Genomic DNA, 17056 nt, shown 5'->3' on the forward strand with positions numbered 1-17056 from the left:
GCTACGAAAAGACCGCCACCATCTACCTGGCCGGACTCCACATCGCCGGCATCTTCCTCTGGTCCACACGATGATCCAAACGAAACCCCCTAGGCCGTGTCGAATGCGTGTCGAAGTCGAGTGGCAACCTGTCCCCAGCGCGCGTGATTGCCCAGACCACGGGCCGAGTTCAGGTGAACGCACCAAGCGCCTTCTAAGCGCTTGGCCGCAAGTCCTACTGAGATCGGTCATTGAGACGAAGGCCGCACAACTCGGAGGACTTCGAGCGCCAGGAGGCATTAGCGTGCGCTGGTGATCAGCACCGAGGGTGATGAGTCGGCGTCAGCAGCCCTGCTAGGCGCCCCTGGGGTATAGGGCACTCCTCACTACCGCTCACACGCCTGAAGCCGAAGAGCCCGTTCAGGGGGCCCGGTACACGTCCGTGGCACTTTCGGCCACTCACCGGCGGCACCCGGCTGCGCCGCGTAGCCTCACAGACATGGGGGCATCAGCATCCGGTGCAGGTCAGGACGCCGACGAGGAGGCGCGCCGAAGGCTGAATGCGTACACGTACCTCAGCGCACCCGAGCGGCTGGAGCACGTCGCGATCATGCGGGTCTTCTGCGGGACACTGCTGGCGGATCTTGCTGTCCCGGACGTTATGGCGAAACTGCGCCAGGCCGGCGGTTCCGCCGCAGGACTCGACGCCGACACCCTCACGGTCCGGCTGGAACAGCTGGTGCAGTGGGGAAACCTGCTGCGCAGTAGCCACACGGTGAACGCGTCCAGCATCAGCGAGTACCAGCGTTCCCGCTCGCGCTACCAGCTGTCGAAACTGGGCGAGCGCATCCATCGGGACGCCGACGAGGTCCTGGCCGAAGCCGACGCCGCCCGCGAGGTGAGCAACGAACTGCTGGCACTTGTCGAGCGCGGGCTGCGGGAGCTGGCCGACCTCGTGACCGCGCCGGGCGGCATCGAGCCGCAGGACGGACTGGAGCGGATCAGCACGCTGTTCGTGCAGTTCACCGAGTTCGCGGACTCCATACGCGACTTCTACGCCTACCTCGGCCAGGTGCTGTCCCGCTACGACCTGGACAGCGCCGAGTACCAGGGCTTCAAGGAGTTGCTTCTGGACTACGTCGAGGCGATCACGGAGGACGTGGCGTTCCGCGCGCCCCGGATCTCGGCGGCGCTGGACACTCTGTGGCCACACATCCCGGCTCTGCTGGACCGGCTGGACGCCCACTCCCAAGGGCTCACCGCGCTCTCGGCGCAGGGCGAAAGCCGCCTGGAGGTCCGGATCCAGCGCAGCCGGGGCCGCGAGTTCGCGGATTGGGAGGGCCTGCGCGGCTGGTTCAGCGATACCGACGGCCAGGGCAGCCAGGTCGACCAGCTGCGAGACGCCACCCTGCGTGCGCTGCAGTCGCTGCTCGCCAACGCCAAGCGGATGCTGCGGTCGGCCACCGGGGAGATGTCCCGGCGCAAGGATCTGCTGCGGCTGGCCCGCTGGTTCGACGAAGCGGCACCGCAGGACGCACACGACATCGCCGTCGCTGCCTTCGGACTGTACGGCGCCCGCCATCTGGGCATACCTCCGGCCACCGACGAGGTGGTGCCCGCCTACACGAGCTGGTGGACCGGGCCGGTGGTCGAGGTGCCGGTGGCTCTGCGGGAGAGGGGTAGCCGCGCCCAGCGCGGCCGGGCCTCCGCGGTGGAGGATCATTCGGCGCAGAAGCAGCGACTGCGAGAGGCGGCCCGTCAACGGGCGGCAGCCAGGGCAGCAGCAGCGGACGAACTACGTAGCGCGTCCGGCCGGTTCGCCGAGGTACGCCTCACGTCGCCAGCGCTCGGCCTGCTCCTGGAGCTGCTGGCGACGGCACTCGGGAACGCGCAGTTCAGCAGGAACGTCAGCACGGGCGGGGAGAGGACGGCGGGGTTCGGCCTCGACTCGGCCAGCAGTGAAGACGCCGAACTGCATATCCGGCTCACCGTGCGCCGGACGGCGGGCACTCAAACAATGCTGTACTCGGCCGACGGTGATCTGCTGCTGGACGACCTGGAGCTCAACATCGGTCGCACCTCCGCCGCAGTCGATGGCGAAGCTGAGGCGAGCGTGTCATGACCCTTCCCTCGACTCACGACGTGGCACTGGCAGCCGAGCGCCGCACCGCCGCCCGGCTGCTGCTCGCCCACCCGCTGATCGCGTCGGACGGCCCCCATGCCGACCTCTTCCCGCTGATCCGCAGGCACGCGGACTGGCTGGGCAAACGGTTCCAGCAGGTGCTCGGCTACCGCCTGCTGGTCGACAGCTCCTACGCCCGGCTGTTCAAGGCAGGGCTGGGGACGGGCTCGGGACATCGGCTGGAACGCTCCACCGGCACCCCCTTCACCCCACACACATACGCCTGCCTCGCGCTGGCCCTGTCCGTGCTGGTGACCGCGCCCGAGCAGATGCTGCTGTCGCAGCTGGTCGCCGATATCAGGGCCGCCGCGGCCGACGCGGGGATCGAGCTGGAGGCGGCGGGCCGGGTGGCGGGGAAGCGGACCCTGGTCGCGGCTCTGCGCCAGTTGGTCGATTGGGGCGTGCTCATCGAGACCGAGGGCCATGTGGCCGCAATTGCGCAGGAGGCGGGCGGAGAAGCCCTGATCACGGTGGATCGGGAGCTGGCACGCGTGGTAGTCGCCGGCCCGCTCTCGCAGGCACGGGACGGCGCCGATCTGGTCCGGCGGGCAGCGGACCCGGGGTTCGGCGGACCGCGCACGTATGTACGTCGGATGCTCGTCGAGACGCCTATCGTCCACCTCGACGAGCTGACCGACGCCGAGCGCGACTGGCTACGCACCCGGCAGCGTAGGGAAGCCCAGGCTTTCTCCGAACTCCTGGGCCTGGAGATGGAGATCCGTGCCGAGGGCGTGGCGCTGGTGGATCCCGAAGAGGAGCTGACGGATCTGCACCTGCCGGGCACCGGGACCGTTGCGCAGGCCGCGCTGCTGCTGGCGGAACGGCTTGTGGAACAACTTCGGCCGCAGGAGTCGGGGCATCCGGCGACCGGCGGGACGCTGGTCATCGGGGTGGCGGTTCCGGACGGCTTGGTGGATGAGGTGCTGGCCGGGCTGATCTCCAAGTACGGGCAGCGCAGCAACTGGCAACGCGGCTATCTGGAGGACCCTCCCTCCCTGCGAGAGGCCGTACTGGACCTGCTGGTCCGCATGCGGCTGATGGTCCGCGCCGGACGGCTGCGCGCGGAGGGAGAAGGATTGCCAGAGGGGTACGTCGAGGAGGCGCCGGAAGGGCGCACGGTGACCGATGCCCATGGCGCACGGCCCGGCGGCGACGGCTGGGTGCTGCTGGCCGCGGCGGCTCGCTACGCCACCCACGTGACCGTGCGCCCGGCCACCACAGCCGGAAAAGGCACGGACGTTCAGGAGGAGTTGCCGCTATGACCACCGACGCACGTGGCCTCGTTCCGCTGCCGCGTTCCGGCCTCGCGACGACCGCCGGCGCCCGCTTCCGGCTGCACCGGGCGGGCATCCAGAACGTCTGGCAGTACGACGCGCAGGAGTTCTCCTTCGGCGACGGACGGCTGCTGCTGCGCGGCAAGAACGGCGCGGGCAAGTCCAAGGCCCTGGAGATGCTGCTGCCGTATCTTCTGGACGGCGACTCCCGGGCACTGGACGCGACGGGTACAAGCCGCACCACGCTCGCCTGGCTGATGCTGGACGGGTTCGAGCAGACCAACCGTCTCGGGTACCTGTGGGTGGAGTTCCGGAGCACAGCCGACGACTCCGGTCACCGCCACCTGACGCTCGGTGCCGCCGTCCGCGCCTCGAAGTCGACGCAGAAGGCGCTGCCGACGTTCTTCGTCACCCCGCTGCGGATCGGTGAGGACCTGCACCTGGTCGAGGCTGGTAAGCCGCTGCCGGTCGACCGGCTCAAGGAGATCCTCGGCCCCGACAATGCGACCGACCGTGCGGTCCAGCATCGGTCCCGCGTGGCCCGGGAACTGTTCGGCATCACCGACGCGACGCGCTACCGCAACCTCACCCAGCTCCTCCACCGGCTGCGGCGCCCGACAGTCGGGGACCGCATCGAACACGGGGGCCTGGCCTCCCTGCTCAGCGAGACCCTGCCGGGGCTCGACGAGGACGTCGTCGAGAAGGTGGCGCGCAACCTCCACGACCTCGACGCCGTACGGGACGAACTCGGCCGCCTGGAACGCACCGACACAGCCTTGCGCACGTTCCTCACCAGTTACCGCGGCTACCTGGCCGGAGTCCTGCGCACCTCCGCACAGAGAGTGGGCCACGAGCTGGGCGTCCTCGCACAGCGGCGCCGGGCTGCCGGAGACGCCGCACAGCGGACGAGCGACCTGAGGACCCAGGAGGAGGAGTCGGAGGGCCGAGTGGAGACCCTGCGCGAGGAGGAACAAGCCGCCCGGACCGACCTAGCCGCCCTGCACGCCAGTCACGCCTACCGCAGCCTGCGCGAACTGTCGGAACGCCGCGGCACGGTGGAGGCGCTGCACACCGCCGCAGTGGCCGTATTCACCACCCTGCGAAACGCACACGACGCGGAGGAGAGCACGGCTGAGCGGCTGGCCGATGGTGTCGAACATCTCGGAAGCCGCCTGGCCGAGCTGGGGACGGAGCACCGGGAACTGCTGACGCAGGCGGAGAAGGCCGGGCTCCCCACCGGCCATCTCGGCGAGGCGGTGGCGCTATCGCGCACGGTTCTTGCCCAGGCCACCGAGGCAGAGCTGACGACTCCGGACGGGGAGACGCGCACCGTGCGACATCAGTTGGTGGCCCGCGTGGACACGGCCACGGCGCAGGAAGGGCTACGGTCCTGGCAGGGTCAACTGGAGGACGCCGAGGCGGTCGCGAGAAACCGGGCCCGGATGGTTCAGGAGGTGACCCGTCTCATCTCACGGGCGGACGAGGCCCGGGTGGGGGCGGCTCAGGCCGATGCCGAGCGGGAACGGCTGGAGGGCGAGGCAGAAGAGGCCGCCGGCCGTCTCGACGTCAGCCGCCAGAAGGTCGTTGAGGAGAGCGGCGCCTACGCGGATCGTGTCGCCGAGTGGGTGGCGGACACGCGGACTGCGCTGGGGCCCGACTGCCCGCTTCTGGACGCTGTCCACGCCTGCGTCGGCTGTGAGACCTCCGCCGACGCGCCGTTCGCGGACCGCGCGCTGCCACCCGACATCGACAGCCAGGCGCGGCAGACCGCTCAGGCTGCATTGGAGCCGTACAGCGAGGAACTCACCGAGCGCCGGGACGCCCTGGCGCTCGACGTCAGCCGGCTCGGCGAGGAACGCGACCGCCTGACGGAGAAGAAGCGGGACTGGGAGCAACGTACCGATCCTGAGCCAGCGGCCCCGCACCATCGCGTCGCCGCGAGGACGCCGGGCAGTGGAGCACCTTTCTACCGGCTCGTGGATTTCGCGGACGATCTCGCTCCGGCCGACCGAGCCGGTCTGGAAGGAGCCCTGGAGGCTAGTGGAATCCTGGACGCGTGGGTGGGCGCGGACGGCGTCCTTCTCGATCCGCGCACCCAGGACACCCTTCTCCAGCCAGGTCCCATGCTGTCCGACGAGCCGACTCTCGCCTCGGTCCTGCGCCCAGCCCCCGAACAGGGTTGCGGCGTCACGTCCGAGCAGGTACGGCGTCTACTGGCCACCATCGCACTCGCACCGGCGCAGCAGACCTCCGCTCACAACGTGGTTTTCTGTGACGGCAGTTGGCGTCTGGGCGTGCTCAGCGGTCGTCATGACAAGCGCAACACCGAGTACGTGGGGGCCGCCGTACGCGCCGAGACCCGGCGGCGCATCCTCGCCGAGTTGGAGGCGCGAATCACGCAGACGGAACAGAAGCTGGCCGACGTCCGCGAGGAGCTCACCGTAGCCGATGCCATGCGTCGGGCTCTCACCCTCGCGGAGCGGGACTTCCCCAGGGCACGGAGTCTCGCGGACGCCTGGAGCAGGACTGAATCAGCCGAGCGGACGCTGCGCGACCTGACGGCCAAGGCAACCCGCGCGGCACGGCTGGCCGAGGAGGCCCGCGCTCTGGCGGTATCGGCGCGTGCCGAGGCGGATGCCACCGCGACCGCCCACGACCTTCCCGGCGACCCCGCCGCCCTGGACCGCGTGCGCACCGCGCTGGCTGCCCTGCTTAGCGGTATCGGGCACCTGCGCAGGGCCGTAGGTGGCACGGGCGAGCGGCTCGGGGCGAACCAAGCCGACGCCGACCGGTATGGACGCGCCCGAGAGGATCGCCTGGCCGCGGACGAGAGCTACCGGCTCCACTTCGCCGGACTGCGCACCGCTGAGCAGGACCTGCGCACCCGCGTTGACGCCATCGGGTCGTCGGAGGAGGAGATCCTCGCCCGCGAGCAGGAGGCCAAGCAGCGCATCGCGAACGCCGTCCACTCCCTCCCTGCGGCTGGGCGAGCCCGCGACGAATTCCACGACCTGCGCGTGCGCGCAGAAGAGGACGAGAAGCGCCTGCGCGGGAACCTGGCGGATCAGGAGACTGCGGTCATCAACACCGGAAGCGCTCTTCGCGGTGCTCTCGGCCGACCCGAGGTGGTGCACGGCGCCGGGCTGGACCGGTCCTCGCTGCCTGAGTACATGTCGGATGATCCCGGCACGGACGTCCGCAGCCGTCTACGAGCACTGCGGACACTCGCCGCCACCGTGGAACAGGCCCTCGGCCGCCCGAAGGGCGAGGTGTCGGATAGCACCCTGCTCAACCGGCACACTGAGCTGCGCGACCAACTGGCCGGCGGGTTCGACGCGCAGCTGGAGGAAAGCGACGGGATCAAGGTGTGCCGCCTGGTCGACGACCACGGATCCCATGACGTCGCGGCCGTGGGCGAGCGGATCGCGGTTCAGGCCGCGGAGGCCCGGGGACGGCTCACCGAGCGCGAGCGCGAGGTGTTCCAGCGGTTCCTGACCGGTGAGCTCGGCGACCATCTCTCGGCGCAGGTCATCACCGCGGCGAACCTCGTCGCGGCTCTCAACGACACCTTGAAGACTGTACGCACATCGCACGGTCTCGGCGTCGAGCTGCTGTGGAAGCTAGACGAGGACGTCGACGCGGACGTGCGCGCGGCTGTCGAGCTGCTGCGCAGTCCGTCGAGCCTCAGGACGCGTGAGCAGACCGAGCAGCTCCGTGAAGTACTGCAACGCCGGATCGAGGACGCCCGTCGTGCCGACCCGTCAGCCGGTTACGCCGCCCATCTGCGAACCGCGCTGGACTACCGCGACTGGTTCCGTTTCCACGCCTTCGTGGTCGAGGACGCGGCCCCGGGCCGCCGCCGGAAACTGACCGGCCGGACCGGGCTCAGCCAGGGCGAACAGCGGGTGCTCTCCTATCTCGTGCTCTTCGCCGCGGCGGCCGCCCACTTCACCAGCCTCGCCGAGTCAGCACCGCATGCACCGCGGCTGATCCTCCTGGACGACGCCTTCGCCAAGGTCGACGAACCCACCCATGGCCGGCTGGGCCGTATCCTCGTCGACCTCGATCTCGATTTCGTCCTTACCAGCGAGCGGCTCATGGGCAACTGGCCCGAGGTTCCGTCCTTGCACATCTACGAGTGCCTCCGTGATCCCCATGTGCGCGGGGTGGCCACCCTGCACTACACCTGGAACGGCCGGCACCGGCGCCTGGTGTCCGTATGAGCGGGCGACTGCCTTCCGCGACGCGCGACTGGCTGATGGGCCCCGGACTTACCCGGCTCTGGGATGGCGTACGTAAACGCCTGGAGAGCAACGGCGTACAGGCCACGGGCTCACTGCGACTGACCGCGATGAACGCCCAGGAACGCAACGACCTGTCTCTCCTGTTGGACAAACCTCTCACGGGTACCACCGTGACGGTACGGCTCGACATGCTCGACGCCCGGCTACGCGCCTCGGCCGCGGGACTCGGCCTCAGACAGACCCTGGAGGAACTCGGCCCACCGCTCAGCGACCGCCGTGCCGCCCGCGCAGAGGTGACGGCGCGGCGAGAGCAGGTGTGGTCGTCCCTCGCTTCGTCACTAGATGCCTCCCCGCTCGCCGATCAGGAATGGCCCCAGCAGTGGTACGACCTGCTGCGCCGTGCCGGCGTTCCGAGAGGAGTGACGCCCGAGACAGCGATATGGACACTCCAGCAGGCGGTCCAAGTCCTCATCACGCTCCTAGGGCCCGAGCGGGGCGGCACTCTCGGTCGAGGAGAACTCGCCGCCCTGGCGACCGGCTCAGCGCACGGTCTGGACGACGGCACCTGGCTCTCACGCCTCGTCCAACGCGGCGTCGCCCTCGCCCATGGCACCGAGTTCCCCGACGATGCGGCCGGTCGACGCGCTCTGTGGCGGCTGGTGTCCGTCACTCCGGACGAGGTCTCCAGCACGGTGCTGACGTACGGGCTGCGGCCCGACGGCGAGGGCTGGCCGGAGCGTGCCCTGCGGGAGCGGGCCGACCATCACGCCGAAGTTCACATCACACCACGCGACCTGCATGAGCTTCGACTGCGACTTCCTGCCGGAACGCTCATCCACATCTGTGAGAATCCACGCGTGGTGGAAGCCGCGGCGGACGCGGCCTGCGTTCAGCCCCTGGTGTGCACGTCCGGCAGCGCCGCCACGGTGGTGTTCACGCTTCTCGACGCACTCGCCGCCACGGGCTGCCGCTTCGCGTACCACGGCGACTTCGACTGGCCGGGGATCGCTCTGGCCAACCGCGTCATCCGCCGCTACGAAGCATTGCCGTGGCGCATGGGCGCCGCGGACTACGAGCACCTGGCCGCTCGCAGTCAGGCCGAAGGCATCCCTCAACTGGCCCTCGACGGCCAGCCGGTCAGCGCAGGCTGGGACCCGGATCTCGCCTCTGCGATGACCGCCCTCGGTGTCGCGCTCCACGAGGAGGCGACCCTCGAACTTCTGGTGGCCGACCTGTCACGCCAGGCGTAGAGACGTCGGCGCCGTGCCGCGCTCCGGGAGCCGACTTGCTCCGCAGGCCCCCTCCAGACCTGTATGTCCGTAACCGTCTGCGCTGTCAGTCTCGTTCGGCATGATTGACGACAACACCTGCTGGATCACCGTGCCTGGGTGGGACCGATAAGAGGCCAAGAGCGCGGTGTCGGAGATTGGAGTCCGATGACCGCGGCGGAATCACGTACGTCTCTCCCTTTCGATTTCCTGCGTACGGTCATCGCACAGGCGTCCGACGACTCCCCGCCTACGCGCATGGCTGTCGAGGCGATACGCACGGCGTCCCAGGGCACGGACCGGGACGGCCTGCTCATGGCCCTGCTCACGGGACCGCTCGCGCAGTCGGCGCCCGAGTGGCTTTTGGCCACAGCGGTGGAGAACGATGTCAACTTGACCCGGTCCTGAAGGACCGGGCTTGGAGGTAGTGCCCAGCTGGCCGCTGGGTGGACTCCCCGGTCCAGCACCCTTTACGGGGTCGCAGGGACGCGTGACTCACGCCCCGCATTCCACACGGTCTCACCACGGGTGGCGATGTTGTGGGAAGCATTCCGGTCGGCGTGGGCAACGACCCCGCACCCCCGGCAGATGAAAAGCCTCTGGTCGACGCGGTTGCGCTTATCGACGTGGCCGCACTCGGCGCACATCTGCGACGTGTACGCGGGATCAACGAAGACCAGGGGCACACCCGCCCTCTTGGCCTTGTAGACGACGAATTCTCCGAGCTGGGCAAACGCCCAGGAGTGGAGGGCGACCCGTTGGGGCTTACGGAGCCGTACCCGGTTGCGGATGCCCTTGAGTTCTTCGAGGGACAGGCCGCGCCCGGTGCGTTCAGCCTCGGTCACGATCGTCTTGGAGATGATGTGGTTGGTGTTCGCGGCGTGCCGCGCTTCCTTGCGGGCACGGGCCTTGAGCCGTCGCCTGGCGCTCTTGGTGCGCTTCTTCTGGAGCTTGGCCCGCAGGGCAAGGTGTCGTTTGCGGTACCGGTTCAGGCCGCGCCCGGCGGCTTGGTAGCCGGTGGATGTGGTGGCGATGTTGACGATGCCGAGGTCGACGCCTATGAACCCGTCCGGCTCGTACTGCTCGGCCTCGGGCACGTCACAGGTGGCGACGAGGTAGAACACGCCGTCGCGCTCGACCAGGTCGGATTCGCCCTGCCGGTGCGCCTGGAGCATCTTGAGCGCATCAGCAGAGCACACGAACGGCACGTTCTTGACCCGGCCGTCCACAGTCCAGACAGACACGGTCCGTTGGTCGTACTGCCAGCTCAGGCACCGGTCGTCATACGGCTGGGCGGCCTCAGGCCGAAAGACGACCGGCTTGGACTCGGCCTTGCGGCGACGCCTGGAACCTTCCTTGCCGAGGTTCCCGGCCCGGATGTTCGCCTTGAGCGTGGTGTACGAGTCGCGCACCTTCTTGATGACGTGCTGCGCGGCCTGCGCTCCCAGCCCCCGCGCTTTGAGTTCGGCGTAGGTGTGTTTGCGCAGCTCGTACTCACGCGGCACGCCGTGCCCGAATGCCACCTCCGACACCCAGTTCGCAGCGTCATTGACCGTGCGCAAGGTGCGCTCAAGCGCGGAGGCCTGCACGGCATCCGGCATGAGTTTGACCTGTGTCACGATCTTCATAAGCGTAATCGTAGCATTGCTCTATGTCACCAAGCTGGGAACCGAACCCCGACGTCCGCAGGGGCCGTAGCGTCGTCTACACCCTCCACGCGCACTTGGTCTTCACCCCCAAATACCGGCGCGGACCATTCACCGACGAGATCCTTCGGCGCTGTGAAGAGGTCATGCGTGACGTGTGCACCGACTTCGGCGCGGAACTGCGGGAGTTCAACGGCGAACGCGATCACGTCCACCTGCTCGTGCACTACCCGCCCAAGGTCGCCGTCTCCCGACTCGTAGGCTCCCTCAAGGGTGTCTCCGCCCGGCGCCTGCGGCTGGGGGCACCTCCCGGCCGAAGGCTGGGGGAGAGTTCCCCGGCCACATCCGCACGTACCTGTGGGGTGAGCGCTTCTGGTCGCCGTCCTACTTCGCCGCCTCGTGCGGGGGCGCCCCGCTCGCCGTCATCAAGGAGTACATCGAGAACCAGAAACGTCCCGGCTGAGGCCAACAGCGCAGACCCGCGACCCGCGCGGGTCAGAACAGCGTCAAGAAGCGCTTCCTCCCGGGCGTGAACGCCCGGGGTTCCGCGCTAGATCACGCTGAATCGCGAACCGCAGCCATACATGACAACCGAGCGCGTGGAGTTGACCCGCGTCGGCCTGTCGCACCCCGCCTGCCCGGACGCATACAGGGTGCGGTTTTTGCGGGAGTGCACTGACGCGCGACTCGGTGTGCTCGGCCGGAGAGAGGGTGGGGCAGCGCTCATCCGCGCCGTCGTCGCTGAGCTCCGCCGCCGCTCGGCGACGGGCCTGGCCATCACCCCCGAGCTACTGACGGCTCCGACGCCCGCCCAGCTCGTGCTCGGTGAACACGGCCTGCACGAGGACGTGTTCGTCGCAGCCCTCGACTGCCTCCCGTTCGGTCCGGACAAGCATGACGGCGAAGAAGACGTCGAAGCATGGATGGAGCGCCACCGTGCCGCATCCGGCGCATGGGACAGCATGTGGTCCGGCATCATCCGAGCGCAGACCGTGCATCACCGCCGCCTGCTGACCTGGTGCGCGCTGCACAGTGACGCCGATCGCGTGGTGCGCGAGCACCTGCTCGGCTCGTTGCCGTGGCACGTCGAACCGGCCTTGTTGGAGGAAGTCGCCGCACACGACCTGGAATACTTCGGGCGGGCAGTCCTCCTCACCCAGATCTCACGGTCCTGCCGGGACGGGCTGACGCCCGCCCAGGCACGGGAGCGCTACGCCGACGAGCTGGCCGCTGCGTCCCAGGAGGAGCGGGACTACGTGGAGCGATTCCTCGACGCGGAGATGCAGTCCCGGTACCTCCAGACCATGACCTGCCGCTCTGCTGTCGCCTGGGTGGAGCGCGCAGGCAGGCAAACCTGGCGGTTCCTCCTCAACCCCGGCGAGGCTCAGCGTCTCGGACGGCCCCGGGAATGGCTGGCGTCTGAAGAACTCGTCGCCGCCATCGGCACCCGGTTCGCGACCATCTCCCTTACCGCCTTGAGCCTCTGGGAGCCGGATCTCGATTCGCGCTCTCCGGTCGTGCGCGATCTCGGCTGGTTGCACGCGCTCCTCGTGCATCTCCCCGAAGTCCCGGACGAGGCGCGGCAGAAAGCACGTCTCGTGGTGCAGGACACCCGGCGGGCCCTGTCCGCTCGGTCCGATGCACACAGCTACTCGTCTGACCATTCCGCATGGGAGGAGAACCGACGGGCCAAGGAGCTGATCGCCATCATCATGCCGCTCGTCACCGATCCCGTCCCCGCCTTGCCCGGCCGACGCACGGCGTCCCTCGGCGACCCGCAGGGCGTCGGGTTCAAGAAGCTGGCCGCCGCCGACGAGGACGTTCTCGTCGCCTACCTCGACCGGCACATGGACAATGACGCGCTCGTCGAGGAGGCCCTGCTCTCCTTCGCCGCCCGCCCCTACCGAAGTCCCTCACCTTCGACGACATACTGACCCGCCACTCCGCCCCGCAGCAGACGCTCCTCGGTCTCACGCTGCACCTGCGTAGGCGCCTGGGCGGTGGACCCGACCTTCGTGGAAGCTGGGCCGAGATCATGCTGTCCCGGCCCGAGTGCCCTCCGGAGCTACTTCGGCTGCTGCCTGCCTGGTCTGCGCTGAAGGCCCGCGGCCCGCGCTACGACACCACTCATCCCGCAGTCGCCGCCTACGTCACCGAGGCACTCGCAGGCAGTGACGCGGCGTGGCTGCGGTTCGCGGCGAGCCCCATGTCGCACGCCGGCCCGGGCGCCTGGCATCGGCTCGGCGATCTCCTGGACGCGGCTGTCGAGGGAACCGCGTGGCCGACGCCTCCGCCGCCACGATGACAGCAGCCCTGTCGATCCGTCTGCGCCTCATGGACATGAACCCGAGGACTCCTCGCCAAGGATGTGGAGGACGTAACGGCCGGGTCCGGACGACTGTCTCCTCGGGAACCATCGGGGAGCAACCCGCTCCCCGAGGCACTTCGAGACCGTGCCAGTCCGATGCTCTGCCCAGGGGAAACTCCGTAGTCGCTGACAAGATCACCACCCGACCCTCATTCGGGACGAAGCAGTCGTTGACTAACCGCACGAATCGCAAATGCCTGTCGAAGGCAGCTGGACGAAGCAGCCCTCACAAACCCGGGCCGGCTTTTCAGTACGCTCTCGGCCGCGCTCGACGGCGGCCTGCAATCTGGGGGCGAGGGCAGGCACACCACCGTCAGGCGGCATAGTCGCCCCGAAGCGGCGGTAGCAATCAAGGCGGGCGTTGGCAGCGTGATGCTCGCGTTCCAGCTCGTCATCTACCGGTGGCTCTCCAGCGACTGCCAGAACTTCCTTGTATCCACTGCCTACCTTGCCGTCGTCTGTATGGACCACCAGAGCCGTCAGTGGTGGGTCGCCGCGACGGTGGGCTTCACGCACCACCCGGCCCAAGATCGGACCGATCCAGTTGTGCAGGAGGGTCTTGGTCCGGATGCCAGTCCGGCTTTGGATCTCCTCCGCCAACTCCTTGTAAGTGATCACGGTGTGGTACGTCTGAGCTACGCCTTCGAGGATCAAGTACGCTTCTGAGCCCCAGGCTTCGCGTGCCTCTTGGCCAATCGGCTTGTTGATGCCGACCGCGGACTCAGAATCTCCCTGTTTCATCCCCACCCCGTCGTGCTCTCGATCGTTGGCACTCTCTTGCATCCTCCCCTACGGGAGGACGACGACGCCATGGCTCTGTGCGTGCTCACCGCCGTACACCAACCGGTGCACAAGCGTCGGCAAACGATCGAGCGATCCGACGCCTCAGATCAGCTACAGCCCAGCTCCCAGGCAGCGGGAGTACGACCAAGCCAAGCGGCTGCGCTGATCCCTGCGGTACAGCAACGAAGTACAGCAATCACGACGACCGTAGCTGCCCACCATCACTCTTCAATGGCCAGCTGAGCAGCTAACGCGACCTCAACAACCTCGGGGGCTTCCAAGGATGTTGACACTGGCTCGGCAATGAGAGGTGAACGTCTGCAAGGACTTGCATAGCCAGCAGACTGGACACATACCGACCCTTCGGCTACGTCGACCTTGAACCCGACCTAAGACCGACCTAACTCCACATTTCAGGGCCCTAGTTACAGGGTGACCTTCTGAGTGCATGATCATCGTGCTCCGGTGAGCCGAACCCATGGCAGGTTCGCAACCCATGTGATTGAGTAATCTTTCTGAAACTTGCAAGCCCGTGGCAACTTGGGCTGTATCGGGCACTGCAAGCCGGCGATGACGGCAAGGAACAGACTCTTGAAGAATCGGAAACCGGGCTGGACTTGCCTCATGGCAGTGCTTGCCCTGACCGTAGGCACTGGGGGATGCACGGCGCCCAGCAGCCACGCAGAGTTCGACGTCAGCAGTCCGGTGGCACTGGTGGACGAACCAGTGCATCCACTGATCAGCGGTTTATCGCCTGGCCAGGAAGTCACCATCACCTCGCGGGCGGTTGACCGCCAGCATGTTGCGTGGCGCGGGCGGGCGACCTTCCGTGCAAACGCCCACGGCCGTGTTGTCTTAGACACGGCTCACCCGGCTTCCGGCACCTACCAGAGTCCAGATGGCATGGGCCTGTTCTGGTCGATGGCGCCGGCGTCAGGAGATCCTGACGTCGCGTCCTTCGTACCCCCTACCTCCCGCGAGCACACCTATCGTGTCACCCTCACCGCAACAGCAGACGGACACCAACTCGCCTCCCGCACGGTAACTCGCGAATGGTTCGGCAGCGGCGTGACCAGCAAGAAGCTCACCGTCGCGGCGGATAAGGTCGCAGGGACCCTGTACTTGCCAGCCCCAGGCACCCCACGGCATCCCGCAGTGCTTGTTTTCGGTGGGTCGGAAGGCGGAAACAGCACTACGGCTACGGCAGCCCTGCTGGCCTCCCACGGCTACCCAGCTCTGTCGCTTGCGTATTTTAACCTCCCCGGCCTGCCGCACTCCTTGGAGAAGATCCCCCTCGAGTACTTCGCCTCAGCTGCCCGACTTTTGGCTGCGCGACCAGAAGTCGACTCCCGCCACATACTGGCCATGAGCTATTCACGGGGCAGCGAAGCTGCTTTGCTCCTGGCCAACGACTACCCCGCCCTCATCCATGGTGCTGTTGTCTATGCTCCCTCAGCGCGGGTCAACAGCGGCTTTCCAGACTACGGAGCCTTCGCCTGGACGAAGGGGGGCAAGCCAGTTGCCGAGAAGCCCATCCCGCTCACCCATGTCAGCGGACCCGTCCTGGCCATCGCGGGAGCCAACGACCTACTGTGGAAATCTCCTCAGTGGGCCCGGCAGATCGTCCAGGAACTCGATGCTGTAAGCGACCAGTATCCGCATAAGGCCCTGATCTACCCGGATGCAGGGCATGGCGTTGGTACCTTCCCGTACCTCCCGTCCGGCACCCGCTTGAAGCAACCTGTGACCCGTCGGGTGAGCGACCTCGGAGGCACTCGCGCTGGCAATGCAGCGGCTCGGGAGACAGGCTGGTCCAGAGTCCTTGCTCTCCTGGGAGCGCTCGGCTCCTGAACGCTCTAGGAGAATGAGCGACTCCTGCTTCTCCTGGGTGCTCGAAGTCCTGTTCGTGCACCCAGGAGTCGGCGCCTCCGTTCAGCAGCGTTCATTACGGCCTCCTGCCACGATGGCCGTGTCAACCTCAGGTAGCCAGGAGTCTGGGGGACGTTCAAGCCACCGCTCGGCTGCGCCCAGGGTTTGGGCAGCTTCGATGAGGGCCTGCAGTCCCGGGTGCCGCAGGCCCCGACGCCAGACCATGGAGACGGGGGCGAGGGGCACCGGGTCGACCAGCGGGCGCAGTGCCATCTCAGGCACATCGGAAAAGTTGACGTTGGCCAGAACCGACCAGTTGTGCTTCTGCATGACGCGCCTGAACTCGACCTCGCCCTCGATCTTTGGAAACGGTGGCGCCAGCTTGATTCCACGTCCCTCAAAGAGGGTGCGGGCGTAGTCCGTCCATTCAGTGGTGTCTTCGTTGCCTGCGGCGGCGTAGACCGTTTCGCCAGCCAGCGCTGCCAACGGGATCTGCGACATGGCAGTCAGCCGGTGATCGGGGGGCAGGTGGACTGCCAGTTGGTCGTAGCGGACCAGCTGGTGTTCCAGACCGTCGCGAACCGTCGGCGACAGCCCACCAACACGGCCGAATGAGACATCCAGGCGGCCGTCTGCTATCTCGGTTGCTGCCCCCGCCAAGCCGCTGTGGAACCGGGGGACGAACTCCAAGCCGGGGGCGGACTCGCGAGCTGCTGCGAGCACCGGAGGGCCAGTAGAACCGTGGAGGGCTACATCGACGAGCAACGGTCGAATTTTCCCCAAAGCCTGCACCTGGTCGAGTTCTTCACTGAGCTGTACATGAGCAGACAGCACGTGACGCACCAGGGGCAGTAAGCGGTGCCCTTCAGCGGTGAGGGCTACATGCCGGGTGTCCCGGTCGAACAGGGCCCTGCCCCATACCTGTTCTAGGTGCCGAATGTCCCGACTGAGTGCTTGTTGTGCGACGAACAGGCGGCCGGCCGCCCTGGTGAAGTGCAGTTCCTCCGCCAGGGCAACGAAGGCACGCAGGAGTCGCGGATGGACGTCATGGCTCATACATCCATTCTCGCCAACTGAGCTTGATCCACAACAGAATTGCCTGAATGCACGAGAAACTAGTGTTGGACGGCCCGTAACTCGAGGGCGAGGCTGGATGCATGCCAGATTGCTACGCGCCCAAGCCGGATCGCCGCCCCCCACACGGGCTTGTCTTTGCTGTCCTAGGGGAGACCTTCGTCGTTGCTGCGGTACCAGAAACCATGGAGCCACAAACAACCCCCCTGTGGGGCCGGCTGTGGCGCACAGTATCGAGCCTGACCTCTGCCCAGCGAAACGGAAGTTCGTTACCCTAGGTGACTGACCATCCGATCGTGGTCACGCGGACGGCCGCGCTGGACGTGGGAGCATCCTGACGGAGGGAAGCGCTCAGCCGTGCCGGAAGAC

At 67.5% G+C, this 17056-nt stretch carries 11 protein-coding genes and 1 pseudogene; 9 read left to right on the forward strand and 3 right to left on the reverse strand.

Annotated elements, in window-relative coordinates; translation table 11 throughout:
• Positions 1–478 precede the first annotated feature (478 nt).
• The 5 genes from ABZV42_RS39620 to ABZV42_RS39640 all read left to right on the forward strand — a co-directional run bounded on the left by ABZV42_RS39620 (position 479) and on the right by ABZV42_RS39640 (position 9355).
• Positions 479–2101: a TIGR02677 family protein gene (locus tag ABZV42_RS39620; RefSeq protein WP_356056988.1), complete on the forward strand. Its 1623-nt coding sequence runs from the start codon at positions 479–481 to the stop codon at positions 2099–2101.
• The gene (locus ABZV42_RS39625) at positions 2098–3423 is read left to right on the forward strand and encodes a TIGR02678 family protein (RefSeq protein WP_356056990.1); all 1326 of its coding nucleotides are present in this window, start codon (positions 2098–2100) and stop codon (positions 3421–3423) included. Before ABZV42_RS39620 ends, ABZV42_RS39625 begins: the two co-directional genes overlap by 4 nt.
• Complete coding sequence (locus ABZV42_RS39630) at positions 3420–7658, forward strand: TIGR02680 family protein (RefSeq protein WP_356056992.1); 4239 nt, start codon at positions 3420–3422, stop codon at positions 7656–7658. The genes ABZV42_RS39625 and ABZV42_RS39630 overlap by 4 nt, the downstream gene beginning before the upstream one ends.
• The gene (locus ABZV42_RS39635; protein ID WP_356056994.1) at positions 7655–8929 is read left to right on the forward strand and encodes a TIGR02679 family protein; all 1275 of its coding nucleotides are present in this window, start codon (positions 7655–7657) and stop codon (positions 8927–8929) included. Before ABZV42_RS39630 ends, ABZV42_RS39635 begins: the two co-directional genes overlap by 4 nt.
• A gap of 276 nt (positions 8930–9205) precedes the next feature.
• Positions 9206–9355 (forward strand): hypothetical protein, encoded by a 150-nt coding sequence (locus ABZV42_RS39640; protein WP_356056996.1) that lies wholly within the window; start codon positions 9206–9208, stop codon positions 9353–9355.
• A gap of 62 nt (positions 9356–9417) precedes the next feature.
• On the opposite strand, the gene ABZV42_RS39645 is transcribed toward ABZV42_RS39640, so the two are convergent.
• The gene (locus tag ABZV42_RS39645) at positions 9418–10575 is read right to left on the reverse strand and encodes a transposase (protein WP_356056998.1); all 1158 of its coding nucleotides are present in this window, start codon (positions 10573–10575) and stop codon (positions 9418–9420) included.
• Between the two features lie 23 nt (positions 10576–10598).
• On the opposite strand from ABZV42_RS39645, the pseudogene tnpA reads away from it, so the two are divergent.
• From tnpA to ABZV42_RS39660, 3 genes and pseudogenes are all read left to right on the forward strand, one after another.
• Positions 10599–11056, forward strand: a pseudogene (gene tnpA / locus ABZV42_RS39650) (IS200/IS605 family transposase).
• Between the two features lie 142 nt (positions 11057–11198).
• Entirely contained in the window at positions 11199–12527 is a 1329-nt protein-coding gene (locus ABZV42_RS39655) for a hypothetical protein (RefSeq protein ID WP_356057000.1), read from the forward strand.
• A 101-nt stretch (positions 12528–12628) separates the two neighbouring features.
• Positions 12629–12898, forward strand: a complete 270-nt coding sequence (locus ABZV42_RS39660; protein WP_356057002.1) for a hypothetical protein — start codon at positions 12629–12631, stop codon at positions 12896–12898.
• A 237-nt stretch (positions 12899–13135) separates the two neighbouring features.
• Here the strand turns inward: ABZV42_RS39660 and ABZV42_RS39665 are convergent, their stop codons facing one another.
• Positions 13136–13744, reverse strand: a complete 609-nt coding sequence (locus ABZV42_RS39665; RefSeq protein ID WP_356057004.1) for a hypothetical protein — start codon at positions 13742–13744, stop codon at positions 13136–13138.
• Positions 13745–14458: 714 nt separating this feature from the next.
• Here ABZV42_RS39665 and ABZV42_RS39670 point away from each other — a divergent pair.
• On the forward strand, positions 14459–15595 hold the full coding sequence (locus tag ABZV42_RS39670; protein ID WP_356057007.1) for an acyl-CoA thioesterase/bile acid-CoA:amino acid N-acyltransferase family protein: 1137 nt from the start codon (positions 14459–14461) through the stop codon (positions 15593–15595).
• Positions 15596–15676: 81 nt separating this feature from the next.
• Here ABZV42_RS39670 and ABZV42_RS39675 read toward each other — a convergent pair whose 3' ends face one another.
• Positions 15677–16669, reverse strand: a complete 993-nt coding sequence (locus tag ABZV42_RS39675) for a LysR family transcriptional regulator (RefSeq protein ID WP_356057009.1) — start codon at positions 16667–16669, stop codon at positions 15677–15679.
• Between the last annotated feature and the right edge of the window lie 387 nt (positions 16670–17056).

This window comes from Streptomyces sp. NPDC005281, from assembly GCF_040607495.1.
In the GTDB taxonomy this organism is placed as follows: Bacteria; Actinomycetota; Actinomycetes; order Streptomycetales; family Streptomycetaceae; genus Streptomyces.